This window comes from Phenylobacterium sp., from assembly GCF_028290885.1.
Lineage (GTDB): Bacteria > Pseudomonadota > Alphaproteobacteria > Caulobacterales > Caulobacteraceae > Phenylobacterium.
On the sequence record NZ_JAQGIZ010000247.1, the window covers coordinates 1 to 22,422 of the forward strand.

Sequence of the window (22,422 nt, forward strand, 5' to 3'; positions counted from 1 at the left end):
GTGACGGCGTCGGGGTTTTTCGTCTTCACGGCGTCGAGTTCCTCAAGGGAGATCCCGATGACGACCTTCGCGCGCCGGAGGATCTCACGCTCCTCCCGGACACACTTCGCAACCTCGTCGCTAAGGGCCAGCAGGCCCCTCTGCCAGCTGGGAAGGCCGTCGATGGAAGCCGAGATGTAGTCGGCGTCCAGATTGTGCATGACGTAGATGACGTCGACAGACGCCGGGACGTCGCGGATCGACAGGACCTGATCGGAGCCATTGACGACGACGGCGTCCGTATTTTCCAGCAGGCCGTCGCGCAGCCCCTCCGCAAGCGCCGGATCGGTGCAGACGTGCCGGAATACGGAGCTCCCGCGTGCGAAGGACTTTGCAAGGCCCTCCGCCTTTCGCCACGTGGAAAGCGGCGGCCACCTCGCGACATAGGTCCTGACGATTTCCACCGACGAGGAGGCCCGCAGAGCCGACAGGACCGAGCGGCTATAATGCGCGCCGCCGGTCGCAGGCTTCTCCCAGAAATCCGACGATATCCACAGCGCCCGGACGCGAGGCGATTGCGTTGGGTCGCTCGCCATCAATACCCCGCCCGATACGCCCACGCGATCGCGTCCGCCACCGGCCTCGGCCACGCCTTCCGAAACATCTGCAGGTCCTCCACCCGGCGCGTGCCGTCGGCGATCAGGGTGGAGGTGGCGGTGAGCGCGTTGTGGCGGCGGCCGACCAGGCGTTCGGGGACGTGCAGGAAGGTCTCGCCGGCCTGGGCCAGGCGCCACCAGGCCTCCCAATCCAGGTTGCTGCGATAATCGGACGAGAACCGGAAGGCCGGCAGCCTGGTCCTGTCGAAGGTCACCGACGAGCAGGGCAGCGGATTGCCGAAGGAGAGGAACGCCAGCAGGCGGCGGCCCCGCAGCACCTCGCGCCGGCCGATGGTCGCGCGTTCGATCAGGTGCTTGGCCTTGCTGATCTTCGAGCTCTTCGCAGCGCCTTCGTCGTCGATCTCCTGATAGCCGGTGAAGCACAGCGCGCCCTGGGGCTCGCGCGCGAAGAGGGCGAGGCACCTGGCGGTGAAGTCGGGGGCATAAGTGTCGTCCTGGTGCGCCAGGGTCGCATAGCGGGTCTGGGCCTGCGCCAGTCCGAAGTTCCAGTCGGCGGCGATGCCGCCGCTGGGCTCCGGATTGACCCGCAGCTCGGCGCCGGCCTCGGCGGCGGCGCGCTCTATGAACGGGCTGGGCGTGGAGGTGCTGACCAGGATGCGGGCGGCGCGGCTCTGGTCGGCCAGGTCGCGCAGGCAGCCCGCCAGGAACGGGGAGTCTCCATAGGCCAGGACGACGAAGCTGTGGTCCATGGGCTGGCCTCAGCGCGCCGCGAGCGCCGGGCCCTGCCCCGCAGCCTTGCCGGAGGTGTCCGAAGTTGGCTCTGCCAGATCGCCATATTCGAGGAACCGCGCCTCGTTGCCGCCCACCACGGCCAGCAGGAAGCCGCCCAGCGCGTTCTGTGCGCCGAGCGCCACGAACATGGTGCCCAGGACCACTGCCAGGACGGATTCGTTCGGTCCCCCGCCCCGTCCGCTCCAGGCCACGACCGCCCAAGCGAGAACGGCGAGACCTAGCATGATCGAGAGTGCGCCTGTGCCCAGCATGGTCTCCAGCGTCAGCCAACGCGAGAGCTTGACCACCCAGGGCTTGGGCGGACGATAGCCCGCGCGTACGCCATAGAGGTGGGTGGCCGCGGCGAGGATGGCCGAGATCTGGGAGACGCTCATCATGGCGCCTGCCAGCACCACCCAGTAGTTGCCGAAGAAGAACGGCTTACCGGGATCGGTCACGGCTGCCACGGTCGCGGCCGTCAATATGGTTGCGGCGGCCGCTCCGCCGACCAGGGCCGGCAGGGCGAAGGACCAGCTCGGACTCAGCATCAGCAGGTAGCGCAGGTGGCGCCAGCCGTCGCGCCAGGGGCGCAGGTGCGGGGGGCGGTCGCGCAGGTCGGGCGAGAGGGTGGCGGGGACCTCGGCGATCACCTGGCGCTTCAGGGCGGCCTTGATCACCATCTCGCTGGCGAACTCCATGCCCGAGCCGGTCAGCGCCAGGCGCTCGAAGCAGGCCTTGGTGATCGCACGCAGGCCGCAGTGGGCGTCGCTGGCGCCCGTGCGGAACAGCAGGTTGAGCACGCCGGTGAGCAGCGGGTTGCCGATGTAGCGGTTCTTCCAGGGCATGGCGCCCGGCTTGATCCCGCCCTTGAAGCGCGAACCCATGCAGAGGTCCGCGCCGGCCATCAGCGCCTCGACCATCGGCACCGCCTCGCGGAAATTGTAAGAACCGTCGGCGTCGCCCATCACCAGGAAGCGGCCGCGCGCGGCGGTGAAGCCGCCCCTGAGCGCCGCGCCATAGCCCCGCTCGGCCACCGCCACGACGCGGGCGCCCAGGCGCATGGCCAGCGCCTGGCTGCCGTCGGTGCTGCCGTTGTCGGCCAGCAGGATCTCGCCGCCCAGGCCGTGGCGTTCTGAGAGCGTGTCGAGCGCCTCGCGCGCGGCTTCTATGCAGACCGCCAGCGACTGCGCCTCGTTCAGGCACGGCAGCACGATGCTGACGTCCACGGCCTTGTTCCTGGAAACCATCGAACCCTGCACTGGCGCCCCCGTAGTGCGAACCTTGGAGATCATAGGCCGCGAAAGCTTTCACGAAGGTGGCGCTGCAAGCGCACCCGGTCGGCGCCGCGGACGGAAGGTCTCGTTGAAATAACGGTGGTGCATAGTCGCTGCAACGAGGTTAAAATCCAAGCCTCGGAGCGACGGGAGGGTTCAGCGCCGACCTGCGCGGGGCCAATGGCAAAGCTCGCTGCGACAGATTGACCGCCCGACCCTCCGCCTCGTCCATGGGCGGGCCGCCTGTCTATTAACCGTATGCGTCGCGAATCTTCGCTTATGGAGCGAACATTAACCATGTGCGCCGCGAATCTGGCGTTCGTTCGCCGATCAGTGGTTTACAAATCCTTAAACCTGAGCTTACGTCGTATAGCGGATGAACTCGGTTATCTGAGCGCATTCGGGTTTTTGGGGGCCTCCTTCCAGGCGGCCGAACTTTAGGGGGCTATCTCCATGACTAAGCTTACTCAGTTCCTGCGCGACGAGTCCGGCGCTTCGGCGGCGGAATACGCGCTCATCCTGGCCATCGTCGGCATCGGCATCGTCGTCGCCGCCAGAACGCTGGCGGGCGCCATCAGCGGCGCGATGAACAACGCCTCGAACACGATCAACACTGCCAACTCGTAAGATCTCAAAACATCGAGACCGAGCATCAACCGTGCCGCCAACAGGTCGGCAAAGGAGCTTTTCGCATGACCAAACTCATTGCTTTCCTGCGTGACGAGTCCGGCGCTTCGGCGGCCGAATACGCGCTGATCCTGGCCATCGTCGGCATCGGCATCGTCATCGCCGCCCAAACGCTGGCGGGCGCCATCAGCGGCGCGATGAACAACGCCTCGAACACGATCAGCACTGCCAACTCGTAAGTCTTGCGCAGCGATCCATCGGTAAGGGCGCCCCCGGCCTAGCTCCAGGGGCGCCCATCTCCGCCACAGGCGGGGCGTGTCGAGCATCGCCGCTTTGTTTTTTCCCGTCGCAGGTGCTCATGCTGAAGCTTCTCGACCTCTCCGAACGGGCGATCATACTTCTGCTGTTCGCCCTGTTCTGCGTATCGAACCTGAAGACGCTGGAACTCTATAACCTCCCGATCCTGTTCACCGAGCTCCTGACGGTGGTGTTCATCCTCATCCGTCGGCAGACGGACGCGGTGAGCCGATCGCCCTCGGACTGGGTCCTGACCCTGGTCGGCACCACCGCCGCGCTGCTGGCGCGGCCGGGCGGCGAGCCGCTCAACGTCACGGCCGGGGCCACCTTGCTGGCGGTCGGCTTCTGCATCGCCCTGGCGGCGAAGCTCAGCCTCAATCGCAGCTTCGGCCTCGCGCCGGCCAACCGCGGCGTGAAGCGCCGCGGCGCCTACGCCTTTCTGCGGCATCCCATGTACCTGGGCTACATGGTCGTCCAGGTGGGATACCTCCTGCTCCACCCCACCTGGCAAAACGCCCTGGTCTACGCCGTCGCCTGGCCGGTGCAGATCGCCCGGCTGCTGCGCGAGGAGCGCTGGCTGTTCGCGGATCCGGAATACCGCGCCTACGCCAGCGAGGTCCGCTTCCGGCTGATCCCGGGGGCGTTCTGACCATGCGCCTGCGCCCCGCCCCGCGGTCCTGCCGCCCGATTTCGCATAATCCAGCGCTTAGCTCATCGCTAACCATTCTGTGGTTCGGTGAACGTGTGACGCGCCGGATTTTCTCTCCATTGCCGAGGACTTGGTAAGCCCATGTCGATCCGCACCGTCGCAACTCTCGCCATCGCCATCCTCATGGGGCTGCTGGCCGTCTTCCTGGTCAGAAATTATCTAAGCTCCGCGCGGGGCGCTTCGCCGCAGGCGGCGGCGGCCGGCGTGCCGGTGGTGGTCGCCTCCCAAGCCATCGTCCGCGGCAAGGTCATCGAGGCCGGCCAGCTGAAGATCGTGCGCTACCCGGCCGACGCCGTGCCGGCGGGCGCCTTCCAGAGCGTCACCGACCTCACGGGGGCGGCGGCCAACAAGCGGCTCGCCCTGCGCGCCATGACGCCGAACGAGCCGGTGCTCGCCACGCGCGTCTCCGGTCCCGGCGGGCGGGTGACCATGTCCAGCGCCGTCACCGACGGCATGCGCGCCGTCAGCCTGCGCTCGAACGACATCGCCGGCGTCGCGGGCTTCGTGCTGCCTGGCGACCGCGTCGACATCCTCCTGACCCGTGCGGTCGAGGGCGGCACGGTCACCCAGGCGCTGGCCGAGAACGTCAAGGTGCTCGGCATCGACCAGTCGGACAACGACGAGGCCACCAATCCGGCGGTGGCGCGCGCCGTCACCGTCGAGGTGACGCCCGCACAGGCGCAGTCGATCTCGCTGGCCCAGGCGGTGGGCACCGTGTCGCTATCCTTGCGGCACGTCGCCGACGAGCTTCCGCTGGTGCGCAAGGCGACGACGGTGTCCGACCTCGGCTTCTTCGGAGGCCGGCCGGTCATCACCCGCGCCGTCGCGGTAAAGATGCGGGCGCCTCCGCCGCCCGCGGGCCACGAGATCCGCGTGACGCGCGGCATCGAGACGGCGGGCTACAGGATTCCATAGGGGTTTTTCGCGCGTCCGCTCGCGGACCAGCGAAGGGGGAAACGGGGTAATGAAGAGTTCGCAGCGGAAGACCTCCGCACCCAGACGAAGCGGCATGGCGGCCGCAGTGTTCGCGGTCGCCATGGCCATCTGCGTGGCCGCGCCGCCCACCGCGTCGGCGCAAGCCGTGGCGGTCGGCGCTCAAACCCGCAGCGGTTATGAGATGGTCGTCGGCGTGGGCAAGTCGCAGGTCATCGAGCTGCCGTCCGCCTACACCGACCTGATGATCGCCGATCCCAAGATCGCCGACATCCTGCCGCTCAACACCCACTCCATCTACGTGGTCGGCAAGGCCCCCGGCTCCACGGCCCTGACGGTCTACGGACCCGGCAAGCAGCTGATCGCGGCGGTGAACGTCGTGGTCTCCGCCGACCTCGAGGGCTTCAGGAACCGCCTGCGCGAGATCCTGCCGGACGAGAAGAACGTCCAGATCCGCTCGGCCAACCAATCCCTCCTGCTCTATGGCACCGCCAGCAGTCCCGTGGCCTTGAGCCAGGTGGTGACCCTGGCCGAAACCTACGCCCCGGCCAAGGTCGTCAATATGATGACCGTGGAGGGCACCCAGCAGGTCATGCTGTCGGTCCGCTTCGTCGAGATGAATCGCACCACCGCCAAGGCGCTGCGCATCAACATCGCGGCCAACGCCAGCCCCGATCCGATCACCGGCGTCCCGCGCTTCAACTTCAACACCGGCGACACCGTGATCGGGGGCGCGAAGACGGCGAGCAGCTTCGGCTTCATCGAAGGCCTCTTCAAAGGCGCCGACGGCAACCTCGACATCCTGTTCGACGCGCTTGAGACCAAGGGCCTCGTAAAGACCCTGGCCGAGCCGACCCTCGTGGCGATGTCGGGCGACACCGCCAATTTCCTCGCCGGCGGCGAGTTTCCGATCCCCGTGGCGCAAAGCAGCGCCAGCGGCGAGGGCGGCATCCCGACGATCACCGTCGCCTTCAAGCAGTTCGGCGTCGCGCTAGCTTTCACGCCCACCATCCTCAAGGACGGCCTGATCAACCTCGTCGTCAATCCCGAGGTGTCGGCGATCGACCCGGCCAACTCCGTCACCTCCGGCGGGATCGTCATCCCGGGCCTCAGCGTGCGGCGCGCGCGGACGACCGTCGAGTTGCGGGACGGCGAATCCTTCACCATCGCCGGCCTGCTGAAGCAGGATTACGCCAACAATATCCGCCAGCTGCCGTTCCTCGGCGACCTGCCGATCCTGGGCTCGCTGTTCCGCTCGACCTCGTTCCAACGCGACGAAACCGAGCTGGTGATCGTCGTCACGCCGCACCTGGTGACGCCGCGGCGCGGCGGCAACATCGCGCTGCCCGGCGACCGGTTCGTGCCGCCGTCCGACTTCGAACTCTTCCTCTTCGGGTCACAGAACGGATCCGCCAGCATGCTGCGTCCCGAGGACCGCGCCCTGATCTCGGCCGACCCCCGCAAGGGCGGCGTCGAAGGCCCCCACGGCCATGTGCTCTACTAGGAGATGACCATGTCAGCAGTCTTGGCCAAGAGCGCGACCGCCACGGTCCTTGTGGGCGCAGCCCTGGGCCTTTCGGCCTGCATGCAGAGCCGCATGAGCATCGCCGAGGACTACGGCCAGACGGTGCGTCAGCATGTGGTGGCGCAGATCGCCGATCCCGACGCCCACTACCAAGGCATACCCGCACCGGGCTCGAACGGCCGCCGGGTCGGCATCGCGCAGGAGCGGTACAACCGCAATGCCGTGATCCAGCCGGCCTCGACGTCAACATCCAGCGCCTCAACCGGCGGTGGCGGTGGTGGTGGCGGTGGCGGTCCGGGCGGGTAATCGCAGCGCCGTTGGAGCAATTAAATGACCCAAGTGCCGCGGAATTCGAAATTTTCGGCCACGAGCGTTGGTCCGGCCACGAGCGATGGTCCAGGGGGTGTTGAGGTGCAGCGGGTCGGGGTCGTCGATGGGGTGATCGGTAGCGACGAGCAGTTCGCCTCGGTCGCAGCCCTGTTTCCGCATATTCGATTTGAATCGCTCGGGCCGGGCTGGCCGGACCGCTTGCCCTCACGCTTCGACCTCATCCTGGTCGACATCGACGGCGGGAAGCCGGCGGAGGTCGAGGCCGCGGTCCGCCGCCTGAGGGCCGGCGCCGACGGCACGAAGGTGGTCGCGATCGTGCGCCACGCTGAAGTCGCCACCCTGCGGATGCTGATGCGCGAAGGTTGCGCGGACGTCCTGACGGCGCCGGTCAGCGAGGCCTCGCTGGCGTTGTCGCTGGACACCTTCTTCACGCCGAGGGGACCGGCCCACAACGCGGCCAAGTCCGGTCAGCTGGTCGCCATCCTGAAGGCCGGCGGCGGCGTCGGGGCTACGGCCCTCGCGGTCCAGGCAGGGGCCATGCTCAGCGCAAAGGGACGCAATGTCTGCGTGGCGGACCTCGACCTGCAGTTTGGCGCGGCCGCCCTTTATCTGGACATGCCGGACGCCGCGACGGTCTCCGACTGCCTGGCCGCGGGCTCGGGCCTGAAGGACATGGCCTTCTCCGGCCTGCTGGGCAAACACCGCTCGGGCGTGAGCCTGTTGGCCGCGCCGCGTCAGCTGACGCCGCTTGAAACCCTGGCCCCGGCGCAAACCGAAGCCTTGCTGACCGGGCTGAGGCGCGACTTCGCGCTCACCATTCTCGACCTGCCATCCGTCTGGACCGCGTGGACCAATCGCGCCCTGCAGCTCGCCGACCGCATCGTCATCGTCACGCACCTCTCGGTGCCGCACCTGCACATGCTCGATCGCCAGCTGGGCGTGCTGAAGGCGCAAGGGCTGGACAACGGCAACCTGACCCTGGTCTGCAACGCGCTGTCTTCGGACCAGACGGCGTCCCTGACCGTGAAGGCCGCGGAACGCGCGCTCGGCCGCGACTTCGCCTCGGTGATTCCCGAGGACCGCAAGGTCATGAACGCGGCGATCAACCAGGGCATCGAGATTTCGGCCGTTCGCCGCGGCACCAGGCTTGAAAAAGGGATCGGCGACCTGGCCACCCTGATCGGCGCCGGTGCGACCGTTGAACCTGCGCCGCGCGGGAGGCGCTGACACCCATGCTGTGGAAGGACGAGGGCGGCATCACCGGCTCGGCCTCGGACGGGGCGCTTGACGACGGGGTCGCCCTGCGCGTCCGCATCCACCAGCGGCTGCTCGACATGCTGAACCTGAGCGCGCTGGACAAGGCCGGCCGCGAGAGCCTGCGTGTCGAGATCCGCGCGCCCGTCGGTCAGCTGCTGGCCGAAGAGAAGCGGCTGCTGACGCCGGTCCAGACCGATCAGCTGATCGAGGACGTGCTGGACGAACTCCTGGGACTGGGGCCGCTCGAGCCGCTGCTCAACGACGACAGCATCAGCGACATCCTGATCAATACCCACGCCACGGTTTACGTGGAGCGGCGCGGTCGGCTGGAGATGACCGACGTCCACTTCCACGACACCCGCCATCTTGTCCGGATCATCAACAAGATCGTGTCCGCCGTCGGCCGGCGGGTCGATGAGTCCCAGCCCATGGTCGACGCCCGCCTGCCGGACGGCAGCCGGGTCAACGCCATCATCCCACCGCTGGCCGTCGACGGTCCGCTGGTTTCGATCCGGAAGTTCGCCGCTGTCCCCATCCACATGGCGCGGCTCGTCGAGCTGGGCAGTATCAGCAGCGAGATGGCCGAGGTGATGCAGGCCATCGTGAAGGCCCGCCGCAACGTCCTGATCTCCGGCGGCACGGGCTCGGGCAAAACGACCCTGCTGAATGCCTTGTCGGCCTTCATCGACGGCGCCGAGCGGATCGTGACCATCGAGGACTCCGCCGAGCTGCAGCTTCAGCAGCCGCACGTTGGGCGTCTCGAGACGCGGCCGCCGAATCTGGAAGATCGTGGCGAGGTCACTCAGCGCGATCTGCTCCGCAACGCCCTGCGGATGCGCCCCGACCGCATCATCGTCGGCGAAGTCCGCGCCGGCGAGGCCTTCGACATGCTGCAGGCGATGAACACCGGCCACGACGGGTCCATGACCACGGTGCACGCCAACACCCCACGCGACGCGCTGTCGCGCATCGAGCAGATGATCGGCATGGCGGGCCTCGAGCTGTCGCCGCGCTCGATCCGGCAGCAGATCGCCTCGGCCATCAATGTCGTCGTCCAGGTGGAGCGGCTGGAAGACGGCAACCGCAAGCTGGTCTCCATTTCCGAGATTGTCGGCATGGAGGAGGAAGTGATCTCCATGCAGGAGATCTTCCGGTTCCGGCGCCAGGGACTGGGCAAGGACGGCGTGGTCAAGGGCGAGTACGAGACCACCGGCGTCCGGCCGCGGTTCATGGACGTCCTCGCCGCACGCGGCATGGAATTGCCGTCGATCACCTTCACTCCGGCACGGAGGCAGTTCTAGCCATGCAGACAGCCTTCCTACCCCTCGTCTACGTCATGGCCTTCGTGGCTGTGGTGCTGGCGGTCCAGAGCCTCGCCGGGCTGGCGTTCTCGTCGCGCGAGCGGATCCAGAGGGTCAACCGCCGCCTGACGTTGCTGCATTCCGGAATGGATCCCGCCGACGTGTACGCGACGCTCGTGCGCCGCGACCCCGGCGCGAATATCACCAACAAGCGGCTACTCGACTACTATGCGGTGCTTGCCAGGTACTGCCGTCAGGCCGGGCTCACCATGACGCCCTCGCGGCTGCTGGCGATCGTGGCGGCTTCCACGGGCGTCCTGTGGTTGCTGAGCATGGCGCTCGTCAGGGCGGCGCCAGGCGGAAGCTTCGTACTCAATGCGACGCTGGGGTTGATCGGCGCGGCCATTCTGTCTTGCGGCGGCGCGTGGGTCTGGCTCAGCGGCCTGAGGTCTCGCCGCCTGAAGAAACTTGAGGAGCAACTTCCCCTCGCCCTCGATGTGGTGGTTCGCGCCATTCGCGCCGGCCATCCGGTCGTCTCGGCGGTGCAACTCGCCGCCGACGAACTCGGCGACCCGATCGGTTCCGAATTCGGGCTCATCGTCGACGAATACACCTACGGCTCCGACTTCAAGGACGCCCTGCTCAGCTTTGCCCGCCGCACCGGCTCGTCGGACGGCCACTTCTTCGCCGTCAGCGTCGGGATCCAGGCCGAGACGGGCGGCAACCTCGCCGAAATCCTGGATGGCCTCTCTTCAGTGATCCGGGCGCGAGGCACGCTCGGCAAGAAGGTGAAAGCCCTGGCCAGCGAAGGCCGCGCGTCGGCCCTGGTGCTCAGCGCGCTGCCGCTCTTCCTGATCGGGTCGCTGATGCTGATGCAGCCCACCTATTACACCAGCAAGTTCGGCGACCCGCTCTTCTGGACGATCGCCAGCATAGTGATGATCCTCTACCTAGCCGGGTGGTTGATCATCCGCCGGATCATAAATTTCAAGTACTGAGCCATGTCCAACACGATCACCGCCCTGTTGATCCAGCTCATCACCTTCGCAGCGGTGGTGGTAGCCTCCATGAGCCTGATCGGCCGGGTAGTTACCCAGATCGAGGTGCGACGGCGCCTTCACGAACAGGTCAAGGCGCGTCCGACAGCTAGCGCCGGCCTTCTGAAGACCGGCGGCGTCACCAACCCGATCCTCCTATGGGTGCAGCGGTCGACGGCGACTCCGGACTCAAAAGACGAACAGCAGTTGCGCCGCGACCTGAGCCGGGCCGGGATCGAGCATCCGGCTGGCCCGATCCTCTACGTGATCGCTCGCTTCGCCCTGGCGATCGGCTTGCCGCTCGCCTTCCTCGCCCTGCAGCAGGTCTCCAGCAAGCCGATGACCGGACTGCCGCTGATCGCCGGCGCACTCGCCCTCTGCGGCCTTGGACTCATCGCGCCCAAGGCCGTGGTCGACAACCGCATCAATGCGCGAAAGGCGCAGCTGGAGCAGGAATTTCCCGACGCCCTCGACCTGATGGTGGTCTGCGTCGAGGCGGGCCTCGGTCTGGAAGCGGCGCTGGTGCGCGTGGGCCGGGAGGTCGCGGAATCGCATCCGCGGATCTGCGAGGAATTCGAGCGGGTCGCCCAGGAGCTCGCCGCCGGGCGCGGGCGGGCCGACGCGCTGCGCGCAATGGCGGAGCGCACCGACGTCGATCCGGTCAAGTCCTTCGTGGCCCTCCTGATCCAGACAGACACGCTGGGCGCGAGCATCGGTCAGACGCTGCGGACCTACTCCAACGAAATGCGCGACCATCGCTACCTGCGCGCCGAGGAGAAGGCGATGCGGGTGCCCGTCCTGATGACCATACCGCTAGTGGCCTGCATCCTGCCGGTGATCGTCACGGCGCTGATGCTGCCCGCGATAATCGACATGGTGCGCAATCTATTGCCGGCATTGGCCGGCCAGGGGCATTGAAATGACCTCACGCAGGCTCTCGTACGTCGGCTTCGCCTCGATGCTGGCGCTTGGGGCGAACGGCTGCGCCAGCGTTCAACCGCCGGCCCGGATGGTCGAGATTCGTCCCGCAAAGACCGCCGAGGCGCCCGGCTCGGCCGCCGGCAACCTCTACCAGGCGGCAGTGTCGGCGGTCGACCGGCGCGACTATGCGCAGGCGCTCGACCTGCTGCAGGCGGCTCGCGACCGCGCGCCCCAGGATGCGCGCGTGCTGAACGCCTTCGGGGTCGTCTACGACAAGCTCGGGCGGTTCGATCTGAGCAGCCGCTATTACGCCCAGGCGCAGGCCGCCGACCCCGGCTCGGCGATCGTCGCCGAGAACCAGGCTTATTCGAACGTGCTGCAGGGAAAGGCGCCGCTTCCGGTTCTCGCCGCGCAGGAAGCCGAGCCGCCCTCCGCGCCGGCGCCTGCGCCTGCGCGCGCCGCCAGCCTCGCTGCGGCGACGCCTGCGGCTTCTGCCCCCGCTACCCCGGTCGGCGCGTTGCCGACCCACGTTGCGTTGGCGCAGGTCCCCAAGCTCGCCGCGCCACCGCCGGCGGCGGTCCAGGCGCCGCTGGTCATCGCTTCGGCGCAGGCTCCGCCCGAGCGGCGGGCGCCGGCCCTGGTGATCACCCCGGTCCCTGCCGTGCCGCCGCAAGCCCAAATGCCGCCAGTGGCGTCAGCCGTCGAGCACGCGGCCGCGGCGGTCCCGGCGGTTCGTGTGGCCCTTGCGGCGCCGGTGAGCCGCGAGCCCCTCCCCGCCGCAGCCGCGCCGCTTCAGCGGTCGCCATTGGCCGTCGGGCTCCTGATCGCGCCCTCGTCGCCTGCGCCGTGGCCGGCCGCAACCCCCCTGCAGCTGGCGTCGATTCCCGCTCAGCCCAGCCTGAAAATCCAGCCGCCCTCGCTGCAAGCTCGGGCCCAGCTGGCCGCGCTGCCTGTCGCGCCCGCCGCCGAGGCGCCGGTCCCCGCGACGCCCGTCATGAAAGTGTCGCTGCCGGCGCCTGCGACGAAGCCATTGGTCATTCCACAGCCGCAGGCCGAAAAACGCTCGCCGCTCCCGATGACCCAGGTTGCGGCCAGGACAAGCGGTCCGGCGATGGTCGTTGCGCCGCCGGCGGCCCGGCCACCGGCGCGCCTGACCGCCCTGCCCTTGTTGCAGTCCGGGGCCCCGGCCGTGCTCAGGCGGGTGAACCTGCCGGTGTTCCAGGTCGCGTCGTCGCTGACGCCGCAGGCCTATGGGCCGATCAGCCGTTCGCCGGAAGACCGGGCAGCCTCCGCGCCCGCCGCGACGCACGACGCCCCGCCCGCACAGGCTGCTGCAGCGCCATCCCTGGCCGCCAGCCGCCCGCTCGCCGTCGCCGCTGTGGTTCATGCGCGGCCAAGCGGGAAGACAGCGCCCGCCCCGCGCCCGGTGGGCCCGGCGGCCGCGCCTCGCCAGGTCGTGGCGTCGGTCCCGGTTCGCCGCGCGAGCCTGACACGCGCGGTCGCCGCGATCGTGCAGCCGCCTGCGCCCCGGCGTTCGACAGGATCCGGCTTCATCGGGCGCGCGCTGGTGATCATCGACGCCAGCGGCAATCGGCGGGTCGCCGATGCATTGCGACTGCAGCTCGCGCGTCGTGGCTGGAGCGTTCCGGGCGCCCGTCTGCCATCCCTGGCGCGGCGCGGCCAAACCACCATCCGCTATGCCGCCGCCCACGCCACCGTCGCCCGCGCCCTGGCCAACAGTCTGCGGATTCCCGTGAAGTTGGAGCGTTGCGCGCGGCCGTGCCAGGGCGTTAGCCTGATCCTTGGGGCCGACTCGCGTGCTCCGACAGGCAGCGTGCGCTTCACCTCCGGCTTGCGCCGGCTGAGCTGAGCGCGCGCCCGAAGGGAACAGGATGGCGACCGGTGTAGTGTGGCGTTCGGCGTTTGCCGCGGTCTTGGCGGCTGGCGCTTTCGTCGGTTCGTCCCCAGGCGCCCAGGCTGGCCCGTTCAAACATGCTCCGAAACCGGCCGAGACGGTCACCGACGATGGCTTCGCCGCCGTTCAGCGCGCCCTGGCCGAGGACCGCCTGACGGATGCCGCCAAGATGCTCGACCAGGCCTTCCTGGCGGGCGCCACCGATCCGCGCCTGCTGCTGCTCGCCGGCGAGCTGAACCTCGCCCGCGGGCGCAATGAGGACGCGCTGGCGAACTACAAGCGAGCGGAGGCCGACCCGGGCTCGAAGGCGCAGGCGCTGGAAGGCCAGGGCGTCGCCCTGTCGCTGCTCGGACGGTCCGACGAGGCCTTCGCGATGCTGCAGAAGGCCGTGGCCGCCAATCCGGCGGCCTGGCGCGCATGGAACGCGCTCGGCGGCGAATATGACGCCCGAAAGCAGTGGGGTCAGGCGGACGCCGCCTACGAGCGGGCCATCTCGGGCTCACAGGGCGCGGCCATCGCCCTGAACAATCGCGGTTTCTCCCGCCTGCTGCAGCGGCGGCTCGACGAGGCGGTGAAGGACTTCGTGGACGCCCTGAAGAAGAAGCCTGACCTGGCGGCGGCGCGCACCAACCTGCGCATCGCCATGGCCATGCGCGGCGAATACGACAAGGCCGTCGCCGGGGTGACGCCGGACAGCGAGGCCGCGGCGCTCAACAATGCAGGCTTCGCGGCGATGCTGCAGGGCGACTACGGCGCCGCCGAGGAGCTCTTCCAGCGGTCGATGAACGCCAAGGGCGAGTTCTATGGCCGCGCATCGGCCAATCTGCAGCTGGCCCACGAACTGCGCCTGAAGGTTTCCGAAGCGAAGCCGACGCCTCGCTGACAAGCTCTAGGCGGCGTCCGCCGGCTGCAGCTGAGGACTATCGATGGCCGCCCGGCGACGCATGCCCGGCAGTCTCAGCGCGCTGTCCGTCAGCGCCCGGGTCGCCATCCAGCCGAACACCGCGGTGGTTGCGGCCATCCCGCCCAGGGCCACGGCCGTCTGCGCAAGGTCCAGGGCGCCGGGCGGCTCCATCAGCAGGATGAACGGGGTGAACACCGGGATCCAGACCATCCAGGCCATGCCGTGGGCGCCGCCGCCGAGCTGCGCCAGGGCGACGAAGAACACCAACAGCAATACGCCGAAGATCGGTCGCGACAGGTTCTGAGCTGAAGGGACATCGCGGGCGATCGCGCCAAGGCCGATCATCGCCGAGCCGTACATGGCGAAGGCCAGGACGTAGACCAGCGCCGCCTGCAGGAGCGCCAGGGGTGCGGCGAACGCTTGCAGCAGGAACCCGATCATGCCGGCTCCCGCGCCGCCGAGCGGCGTGGCGGCGATCGCCGCGCCCGCGGCCAGCCAGGCGCTCAGCACCAGCAGGGACAAGGCGCCGACGCCCGCCAGCTTGCCGAAGATGATCTCCGACGCCCGCGCGGCCGACAGCAGGCTCTCCAACGCCCGGTTGGCGCGTTCCCGCACGATCGCCTGCAACAGCATCCCGAGCGCGCCCACGAGGTTCAGCCAAAGCAGCATCATCACCGCGAAGCGGCCAAATCGGCCTGGGTCGGCGGGCGGCGGCGCTGCGACCGGCGCTTCTTCCAAGGTCACCGGAACGGCCTCGGCCGCCGCGAGCATCGCCTCGGAGGCGCCGGCCCTGCGAAGCCGGCCCTGCAGGCCCGCCTGCCCCAGGTCCCGGCGCAACAGCGCGAGCGTGGTCTTCGGCAGCAGCTCGCCCGACAGCCGCGCGGAAACGGCGCCGGCGGCATCGACGTCAACCTTCAACGTCGTGGTGGCGTTGCCCGGAGCCGGCGCGGCGGGAAAGACGACGGGTCGGCCCTCGAGGGCGCCGGCCTGCGCCAGGGCGTCCTTCGCCGCGCCGCTCAGCCCGGGATCACCCGTCTCGACGAGGATCTGGCGCGCCGGAGCCGCCGCCGGGGGATGGTGCACGGCGCCCCCCGCCAGCGCCGCCAGCAACATCAACAACGGCCCCATCAGCAGCGCCGCCCAGAAACTGGGAACCCCAGCGTAGGCCGCGATCTCGCGCCCGGCGATCAGGCGCAGCCTTTGCATCATGCGGCCTTGCGGTTTGCGGCGAGCGACCAGAAGCCGCCCTCCAGGTCGGACTGGATCGGGTCGAAGCCATGGACGCCGAGCTGGCGATCGGCCAAGGCGCGCATCAGCGCCGGATAGGGCACGTGCTGCGGCAGCAGGACTCGCCAGCGAAGCGCCTCGCCCATCTTTCCGGGAAAGGCCTGCGCCTCGCCGTCGAGAGCGGCCACGATCTCCAGCAAGGCCGCATCGTTGTCGCAGGTGACATAGACGCCGTGCGGGGCATGCGCCGCCACCTCCGCCACCGCACCCTGGAAGACCGTCCGTCCCTCGGAGACGATCACCACCTGGTCGCACAGGCGCTCGGCGGCGCTCATCGCGTGCGTCGAGAACAGGATGGCGCCGCCGCTGGACCGGTACTCACTGAAAAGTGACTGCACCTCAGCCTGCGCCATCGGATCGAGACCCGAGAACGGCTCGTCGAGGATCAGCAGGTCGGGCTGGTGGGCGATGGCGCACAGGATCTGCACGCGCTGGGCGTTCCCCTTCGAAAGGTCCCCTACCCGCGCGCGTAGGCGAGAGCCCAGGCCGATCCGCTCGAGCAGGCGGTCAGCGCGGGCGTAGGCCGTCCGCTTCTCCAGGCCCTTGAGGCGCGCATGGAAGGCGATGACGTCGCGAGCCCGCTCGCGCGGCGCCAGGCCGCGCTCCTCAGGCAGGAAGCCCAGCCGGCGCCGCTCCGCGAAGCCCGCCCGCGCGCCGAACAGCTCCACGAGGCCGGTGTCAGGCTCGGTCAGGCCGATGATGCACTTTAACGTCGTGCTCTTGCCGGCGCCGTTGGCGCCGATGAAGCCGGTCACGCTGCCCGGCGGCACGCTGAAGCTCACGTCGATGAGGCCGCGGCCGCCCGGATACCGCTTGGCGAGATGCGAAATCCGCAGGGGGGTGACCATTCCAAGCGCCTCCAGCACCGCGACGACCATGAACAGTCGCGGTTACCGCGAGCCTAAGAATCGAGGTTGACGCGCAGATGAGGCCACGGCCCCGCCCCGGCTCGGCCTCCAGCCAAGGCGCGACGACACGCTTGCGGCGTGCATCGCCTTGACCGCCTCTGGTGCTGATGTATGTCCGCTTACGGACAGTCGGGTTCCCGACACTCAAGACTGTCGGGGATGCAGCTGGAGGGAAGCCGCCTTGGATCCGGACATCAACGAGGTCATTGCGAAGCGCGTGGAAGGGCGACGTATCGGCCTCGGCATGAGCCGCACCGAACTGGCGCTGGCGAGCGGCGTCCCCTCCTCGACCCTCGATCGGCTGGAACGCCAGCATCGCGGGTGCTCGGCGGCCGATCTGTGGAGGATCGCCCAGGCGCTGGAGGTCTCGATGGCCGACCTGTGCGGTTCCGCGGCGGCCTCTCCATCGCCGTCCCGCAGTTTCAAGACCGACGGGGACCCGGAATTCGATACGCAATCGGCGAGACAGCCCGGCGCCCAGCTTGACCGCGACGGATATTCGGGACGCCCGCACTAGTAGTGGACTGAACCGCCTACAGTCAAGCTTCCCCAAGCGAAGCGTGGCCTTGCGACTCCACCCAGTGTTGTAAGATCGCTTACCTTACCGCGGCGGAGGATGTCAGCCCTAGGGTGGCCGATTACTCTGCCAGCGCCCTGGTCAGCAGGTATCGCGCCCGAATCCCATTCGCACCTCAGGCGAATGCCCTTTCAATATGGTTAAGATTGGTCGACCGTCGAACCTGGGTATTTGAAAGGGGCTAGGAGACCATGAAAACAAATCTCGCACTCGCCACCGTAGCCGCCGCCACGATGATCTGCGGCAGCGCCTCTGCAGCTTTCGTGCTCGACACGGGCTCCTTCGGCAGCCAGTTCGGCGTGCACTCCTTCACCGGCGCCGATCAGACCGGGACCACGGTCTATGGCACCGTCGGAGTAGGCGGCTCGATGGTCACGTTCGGGAGCACCGATACGCTTTCCCTTAACGGCACCGGAGAAGCGATCATCGATGCAAATCCGCTGAATAATCTGATGGTCACTTTCGCCCAGACCAACACCTTCACGCAGGTGACCTGGGATATCGAGTCGATCGTCAACGGCTTCTACAACCTGTCCGTAAACGGCGCCCCGTTGGCTGTGAACCCGATAGCCCTCTCCGGCAGCGGCGCGAACAAGTTCACGCTGACCGCCACCGGTGGCGACTTCATCAATACGCTGAACTTTACGTTCACCCCCGCTGTGGATGACTTGAAGCAGTTCAGGCTGCAGGCGGGCGGCGGGAACCAAATTCCTGAGCCGGCCACCTGGGCGATGATGGTCATCGGCTTCGGCGGTCTCGGCGCCGCGCTTCGCAGCAAGCGCCGCCGTAAACACCTCGCGATTGCATGACGGCTACCTCCCTTTGAGAGACATCAACCCCGGCCCCGGAGGCCGGGGTTTTTGTTTGCCACGAGCCCCGTCCGCCGTACCCGAAGGCCGGCCTAAGGTAGCTGGCTGGCGATCAACGCCGAAGGATGTTCAGGGCGCCCGCCCTAGTGGTGGATTGATTCACCTATAGTCAAGCTTCAGCAGGCGATGCCTCGCCTTAGACACCACTCAGTGTTGTACTAACGTTACGCTTGTCCAAATGACGGACGCCGACGCCTGGACGCTCGATTACTCCGTTAAATTCCTGATCATCAGTCATCGATCCCAAAATCTCATTCGCACCACAGGCGAATGCCCTTTCAATAGGGTTAAGAAGGGTTAATCATCGAACATGGGTATTTTGAAAGGGGCTAGGAGACCATGAAAAGAAATCTCGCTCTCGCAACCGCCGCGGTCGCCGTCTTGCTCTCCAGTAGCGCCTCGGCGGCCATCGTGCTCACGCCCGGAGTGTTCGGCAGCCAGTTCGGCGTTCACTCCGACACCACTCAGACAGGGACCACCGTCACCGGGTACGTCGGAACGGTCACCAACTCGATCGTCACATTCACCAGCAGCGATACGCTTATGCTCAACGGCTCCGGGGAAGCGATCATCGATGCAAATCCGCTGAATAATCTGAACGTCAGCCTCCCCACGGGCTTCTCGCAGGTCACCTTCGATATCGAGTCGATCGTCAACGGTACGTTCAACTTGGTCGTAAATGGCGGCACCACGTTCACGAACCAAACCCTCAGCGGCAACGGCGCGAACAAGTTTGAGCTGGTCGGCACGACTGGCGAGAGCATCACTTCGCTCGCCTTTACGTTCACTCCAGCTGTGGACGACCTGAAGCAGTTCAGGCTGCAGATGGGCGGCGGGGCCCAAATTCCCGAGCCGGCCACCTGGGCGATGATGGTCGTTGGCTTCGGCGGCCTCGGCGCCGTGTTGCGCAGCAAGCGCCGCCGTCAGAGCCTTGCGCTCGCATAACGGATCGCTCCGCTTCGAGAGACATCAACCCCGGCCCCCAAGGTCGGGGTTTTTGTTTGCCCCGCCGTTTTGGGGCCGGCGCCGGCCTCCGTCGATCGAAGGCCAGCCTACGGAAACTGGCCGGTGATAATGTTGTAGGTGCCGATCAGCTTGGCGCCCAGGGCGCCCAGCGACGTCACTATGACCACGGCCACGAGCGAGGCGATCAAGGCGTATTCGATGGCGGTGGCGCCGGCCTGGTGCTTGAAGAAACGCGAAGCGAACTTGGGCATGGATCATCTCCCATCGCCGAATTGCGGACCGTCGGCTTTCAAATCGATCGACCTCTCCGCGTTTCCAACTGCGGTAATAACCCCGTCAACATTTCACAACGCGCTTAATTGTCAGTAAAATCTGGGGGAAATATATAAGCGTTATACTCAACGGATATTAACAGGCGGGAGCCATCCGACCTTTCGTCCGGCTGAGATAGGTTGCGGTAAGGCAAGTCGAGTGGTGCGCCCGAGCCGACCGAATGTACTCGAGGTCGCATGGACAATTGCACGACCGGCGCGGATACTGACGTTCGCAGAACTTTGGGATGTTTCTGGTCTGGAGCGTAAGCGCGGCGTACCTGTTAGTGGGGTCGGGGGATGTCGGACAGTCGGCGTGCGGCGTCGGAAGTGCGTACGATGCGCCGCCGCCTCTGGCGCTTTGCGGACTGCGAGCTTGACGAGAGCCGGTGGCGTCTCACCGTCCGCGGCGCGCTCGTCGAACTCGAGATCAAGCCGCTCGAACTGCTCCTGGAACTGCTCCGCCGCCCCGGCGAGGTGCTCACCAAGGACGAGCTGCTGGAAGCCGTCTGGCCGGCCACGACCGTGGTCGAGGGGTCGCTGACCACCGCCATATCGAAGCTTCGCAAGGCCCTGCGGGACGAAGACCAGTCCCTGCTGGTGACCGTTCCGCGGATCGGTTACCGGCTGGCGGCCACCGTCGAGATGCAGGCCGTGGGCTCCGCGGCCGATGGCGCGCCGACGCTGCATGCCGGCCAGCCGCCGCCGGGGCGACCGCAATGGCGTCTCTTGCGCACGCTCGGCCAGTCCCCCGCCAACGAGGTCTGGCTTGGCGAGCACGACAAGACGGGCGAGCAGCGCGTGTTCAAGTTCGCCCACGACGTCGTGTTCCTGCGGAGCCTCAAGCGGGAGGTGGCGGTCTCGCGGCTGATCTCCGCCAGCCTTGGGGCCCGGCATGACTTTGCGCCGGCCCTCGAGTGGAATTTCGACGCCCAGCCGTTCTTCATGGAGATCGCTTATCGGGGCGAGGACCTGCCCGCCTGGGCTGCGGCGCAGGGCGGACTACAGGGCGTCCCGCTTGAGGTCCGCCTGGACCTGGCGGCTCAGGTCTGCGCCACCGTGGCGGCGGCCCATGGGCTCGGCGTGCTGCACCAGGACCTGAAGCCCGCCAACGTCGTGGTGTCCGCCACCGCAGAGGGTGGGTGGCGGACCGCGGTGGTGGACTTCGGCAGCGCCGACGTGATGGAGTCCGTCCGCCTGGCCGACCTCAACATCACCTACGACGGGTTCGAGGTCGATGAGGGGGCGAGCCCCGGGCGCGGCGGCAGCGCGCTCTATATCGCCCCGGAACGGCTGGCCGGCGCGCCGCCGAGCGTCAAGTCGGACGTCTATGCCCTGGGCGTCATGCTCTACCAGCTGACGGTGGGCGACCTGACCCGGCCGCTGGCGGCGGGCTGGGAGCGGGAGGTCGAGGATCCGCTGCTGCGCACCGACATCGGCGAGGCCGCCGCCGGCGATCCCCAGCGGCGGCTCGCCGGCGCCTCGGAGCTGACCGAACGCCTGCGCACCCTGACGGCGCGGCGCGTCAGGCTCGCCGAAACCGCCGCCCAGGCGCAGCGCAACGCCGAACTGGAGCGCCAGCTCCTTCGGGCGCGGGAACGGCGGCCCTGGATCGTCGCGGCAGGGGCCGCGCTGACGATCGGGGTCCTGACCTCGTCAGCGCTCTATCTGCAAGCCCGCCACGATCGCGACGCGGCGCGGCGGCAGAGCCGGATCGCCGAGCAGATCAACCTGTTCCTCGCCAACGACCTGCTGGCCCGCAGCAATCCCTTCAAGAGCGGCAAGGCGGACGAGACCCTCGTGTCGGCCGTCACCCGGGCCGCGCCGCAGATCGACCGCCGCTTCCCGGCGGAACCGGAAGTCGCCGCCCAGCTGCACCACACCATCGCCCTGTCGCTTGACCGCAGGGGCGACTGGGAGGATGCGCGGCGGGAGTACGGCCGCGCCCAGACCCTGTGGCGCGCCGCCGAAGGCTCCAATTCACCGCACGCCCACGTCGCTGGCCTGCAGCAGGCCATGATGGAGGCCCGCACCTACACCGGCGGCAGCCTGGACCGCGCCAAGGTCCTGCTCGCCCGCGAGGCGCAGGGCGTCTCCGCGATGAACGATCCGGGTCCGGAGGTCCCGGTGTGGCTCGCCTCCGCCCGCGGCATGGTGGCCCTGGTCGGCAACGATGCGCCGGAAGCGGCCCGGCAATTCGGATTGGCGGCCCAGGGCGCGGAAGCCCAGCCCGCGAACTTCGACCTCGGCTCGCGGCTGACCTTCCTGCAGCGGCTGGCGTTCGCGCATATACGGCTAGGCGACGGCGCCAAGGCGGAGGCCTTGTTCAAGCGCCTGGCCGCCGGCTACGCCGTCCTCGAGGGCCCCGACAGCGCCGACGTCCTGATGGTCCGCCTCAACCTGGCCCAGGCGCTGATGATCCAGGGCAAGCACGCCCAGGCGGTGCAGGAGGCCGACGCCGTCTATCCCAAGATGCTGGCCACCCTCGGGCCGGAGCACGAGCTGACCCTGCAGTTGCTGTCCACCCGCGCGCAGTCCGAGGGCGCCCTGGAGCATTGGGACGCGGCCATTGCCGACACCCGCCACGTGCACGCCATCGCGGTGCGCACCGTCGGGCCGGGCTCGTTCTTCGGCATTGCGTCCCTGACCGACGGGGCGACGGCCGAATGCCGCTCGGGGCGCGTGGCCGACGGCCTTCGCGACGTCGCCGAAGCCTGGGCGCACGCGCACGCCGCCTTTCCGGGGGCGGCTATCGAGGACGCGGTCGCCTTCACCTGGGCCTCCTGCCTGATCCAGGCCAAACACTTCGACGAGGCCGCGAAGCGCCTGGTCGGGATCAAGCCGGAGGCCGTGGCGCAACTGGCCGGCGATCCCGACTGGGGCGCCAACCTGGAACTGGCGCAGGCCCAGATCGCCCTGGCCAAGGGCCAGCGCGAAGCCGCGCGGGCGCAGCTGATCGCCGCCTCCCCGGCCATGATCAAGCCCGCGGCCGAACCCTATCAGGTGCGGCTCTACGGCCGGCTGAGATCGGAGGCGGGGCTGCCGCCGGCGAGGGCCGGCGCGGCGGGCTGAGGCCGCGGTCTCGGGCCGGCCGGCGGTTCGCCACG

The 22,422-nt window shown here is 68.2% G+C and carries 22 protein-coding genes; 16 read left to right on the forward strand and 6 right to left on the reverse strand.

What is annotated here, in order from left to right; genetic code table 11:
* From JWP28_RS16620 to JWP28_RS16630, 3 genes are all read right to left on the reverse strand, one after another.
* On the reverse strand, positions 1-575 hold a 575-nt coding region (locus JWP28_RS16620; protein ID WP_299544653.1), incomplete at its 3' end, for a hypothetical protein.
* On the reverse strand, positions 575-1,345 hold the full coding sequence (locus tag JWP28_RS16625) for a glycosyltransferase (protein WP_299544654.1): 771 nt from the start codon (positions 1,343-1,345) through the stop codon (positions 575-577). The genes JWP28_RS16625 and JWP28_RS16620, both read right to left, overlap by 1 nt.
* Positions 1,346-1,354: 9 nt before the next feature.
* Complete coding sequence (locus JWP28_RS16630; protein ID WP_299544656.1) at positions 1,355-2,593, reverse strand: glycosyltransferase family 2 protein; 1,239 nt, start codon at positions 2,591-2,593, stop codon at positions 1,355-1,357.
* Positions 2,594-3,094: 501 nt separating this feature from the next.
* Here JWP28_RS16630 and JWP28_RS16635 point away from each other — a divergent pair.
* From JWP28_RS16635 to JWP28_RS16690, 12 genes are all read left to right on the forward strand, one after another.
* Positions 3,095-3,268, forward strand: coding sequence for a Flp family type IVb pilin (locus JWP28_RS16635; RefSeq protein WP_299544657.1), 174 nt, complete (start codon positions 3,095-3,097; stop codon positions 3,266-3,268).
* A 65-nt stretch (positions 3,269-3,333) separates the two neighbouring features.
* Positions 3,334-3,507 carry a Flp family type IVb pilin gene (locus JWP28_RS16640; protein WP_299544659.1) on the forward strand — a complete coding sequence of 58 codons (174 nt, stop codon included), beginning with the start codon at positions 3,334-3,336 and terminating at the stop codon, positions 3,505-3,507.
* 119 nt (positions 3,508-3,626) lie between these two features.
* Positions 3,627-4,214, forward strand: coding sequence for a methyltransferase (locus JWP28_RS16645; protein WP_299544661.1), 588 nt, complete (start codon positions 3,627-3,629; stop codon positions 4,212-4,214).
* Between the two features lie 141 nt (positions 4,215-4,355).
* Complete coding sequence (gene cpaB, locus JWP28_RS16650; RefSeq protein ID WP_299544663.1) at positions 4,356-5,189, forward strand: Flp pilus assembly protein CpaB; 834 nt, start codon at positions 4,356-4,358, stop codon at positions 5,187-5,189.
* A gap of 94 nt (positions 5,190-5,283) precedes the next feature.
* Positions 5,284-6,711, forward strand: a complete 1,428-nt coding sequence (locus JWP28_RS16655) for a type II and III secretion system protein family protein (RefSeq protein ID WP_299544665.1) — start codon at positions 5,284-5,286, stop codon at positions 6,709-6,711.
* 9 nt (positions 6,712-6,720) lie between these two features.
* Positions 6,721-7,038: a hypothetical protein gene (locus JWP28_RS16660; protein ID WP_299544667.1), complete on the forward strand. Its 318-nt coding sequence runs from the start codon at positions 6,721-6,723 to the stop codon at positions 7,036-7,038.
* 105 nt (positions 7,039-7,143) lie between these two features.
* A complete protein-coding gene (locus JWP28_RS16665; RefSeq protein ID WP_299544669.1) occupies positions 7,144-8,289 on the forward strand; it encodes an AAA family ATPase in 1,146 nt (381 codons plus the stop codon).
* Between the two features lie 5 nt (positions 8,290-8,294).
* Complete coding sequence (locus JWP28_RS16670; RefSeq protein ID WP_299544671.1) at positions 8,295-9,620, forward strand: CpaF family protein; 1,326 nt, start codon at positions 8,295-8,297, stop codon at positions 9,618-9,620.
* Between the two features lie 2 nt (positions 9,621-9,622).
* Positions 9,623-10,618: a type II secretion system F family protein gene (locus JWP28_RS16675; protein ID WP_299544673.1), complete on the forward strand. Its 996-nt coding sequence runs from the start codon at positions 9,623-9,625 to the stop codon at positions 10,616-10,618.
* 3 nt (positions 10,619-10,621) lie between these two features.
* On the forward strand, positions 10,622-11,575 hold the full coding sequence (locus tag JWP28_RS16680) for a type II secretion system F family protein (RefSeq protein WP_299544675.1): 954 nt from the start codon (positions 10,622-10,624) through the stop codon (positions 11,573-11,575).
* Between the two features lies 1 nt (position 11,576).
* Entirely contained in the window at positions 11,577-13,448 is a 1,872-nt protein-coding gene (locus JWP28_RS16685; protein WP_299544677.1) for a LytR C-terminal domain-containing protein, read from the forward strand.
* 22 nt (positions 13,449-13,470) lie between these two features.
* A complete protein-coding gene (locus tag JWP28_RS16690) occupies positions 13,471-14,376 on the forward strand; it encodes a tetratricopeptide repeat protein (protein WP_299544679.1) in 906 nt (301 codons plus the stop codon).
* Between the two features lie 6 nt (positions 14,377-14,382).
* On the opposite strand, the gene JWP28_RS16695 is transcribed toward JWP28_RS16690, so the two are convergent.
* Both JWP28_RS16695 and JWP28_RS16700 read right to left on the reverse strand, forming a co-directional pair.
* Positions 14,383-15,606, reverse strand: a complete 1,224-nt coding sequence (locus JWP28_RS16695; RefSeq protein WP_299544680.1) for an ABC transporter permease — start codon at positions 15,604-15,606, stop codon at positions 14,383-14,385.
* A complete protein-coding gene (locus tag JWP28_RS16700) occupies positions 15,603-16,562 on the reverse strand; it encodes an ATP-binding cassette domain-containing protein (RefSeq protein WP_299544682.1) in 960 nt (319 codons plus the stop codon). Before JWP28_RS16700 ends, JWP28_RS16695 begins: the two co-directional genes overlap by 4 nt.
* Positions 16,563-16,773: 211 nt before the next feature.
* Here JWP28_RS16700 and JWP28_RS16705 point away from each other — a divergent pair, with 211 nt between their 5' ends.
* The 3 genes from JWP28_RS16705 (at position 16,774) to JWP28_RS16715 (ending at position 18,983) form a co-directional block, all read left to right on the forward strand.
* The gene (locus JWP28_RS16705; protein ID WP_299544684.1) at positions 16,774-17,109 is read left to right on the forward strand and encodes a helix-turn-helix transcriptional regulator; all 336 of its coding nucleotides are present in this window, start codon (positions 16,774-16,776) and stop codon (positions 17,107-17,109) included.
* A gap of 251 nt (positions 17,110-17,360) precedes the next feature.
* Positions 17,361-17,978, forward strand: coding sequence for a PEPxxWA-CTERM sorting domain-containing protein (locus tag JWP28_RS16710; RefSeq protein ID WP_299544685.1), 618 nt, complete (start codon positions 17,361-17,363; stop codon positions 17,976-17,978).
* 399 nt (positions 17,979-18,377) lie between these two features.
* The gene (locus JWP28_RS16715; RefSeq protein ID WP_299544686.1) at positions 18,378-18,983 is read left to right on the forward strand and encodes a PEPxxWA-CTERM sorting domain-containing protein; all 606 of its coding nucleotides are present in this window, start codon (positions 18,378-18,380) and stop codon (positions 18,981-18,983) included.
* Between the two features lie 107 nt (positions 18,984-19,090).
* Here the strand turns inward: JWP28_RS16715 and JWP28_RS16720 are convergent, their stop codons facing one another.
* Positions 19,091-19,255: a Flp family type IVb pilin gene (locus JWP28_RS16720; RefSeq protein ID WP_299544687.1), complete on the reverse strand. Its 165-nt coding sequence runs from the start codon at positions 19,253-19,255 to the stop codon at positions 19,091-19,093.
* Between the two features lie 399 nt (positions 19,256-19,654).
* On the opposite strand from JWP28_RS16720, the gene JWP28_RS16725 reads away from it, so the two are divergent.
* The gene (locus tag JWP28_RS16725) at positions 19,655-22,387 is read left to right on the forward strand and encodes a winged helix-turn-helix domain-containing protein (RefSeq protein WP_299544689.1); all 2,733 of its coding nucleotides are present in this window, start codon (positions 19,655-19,657) and stop codon (positions 22,385-22,387) included.
* Positions 22,388-22,422 lie beyond the last annotated feature (35 nt).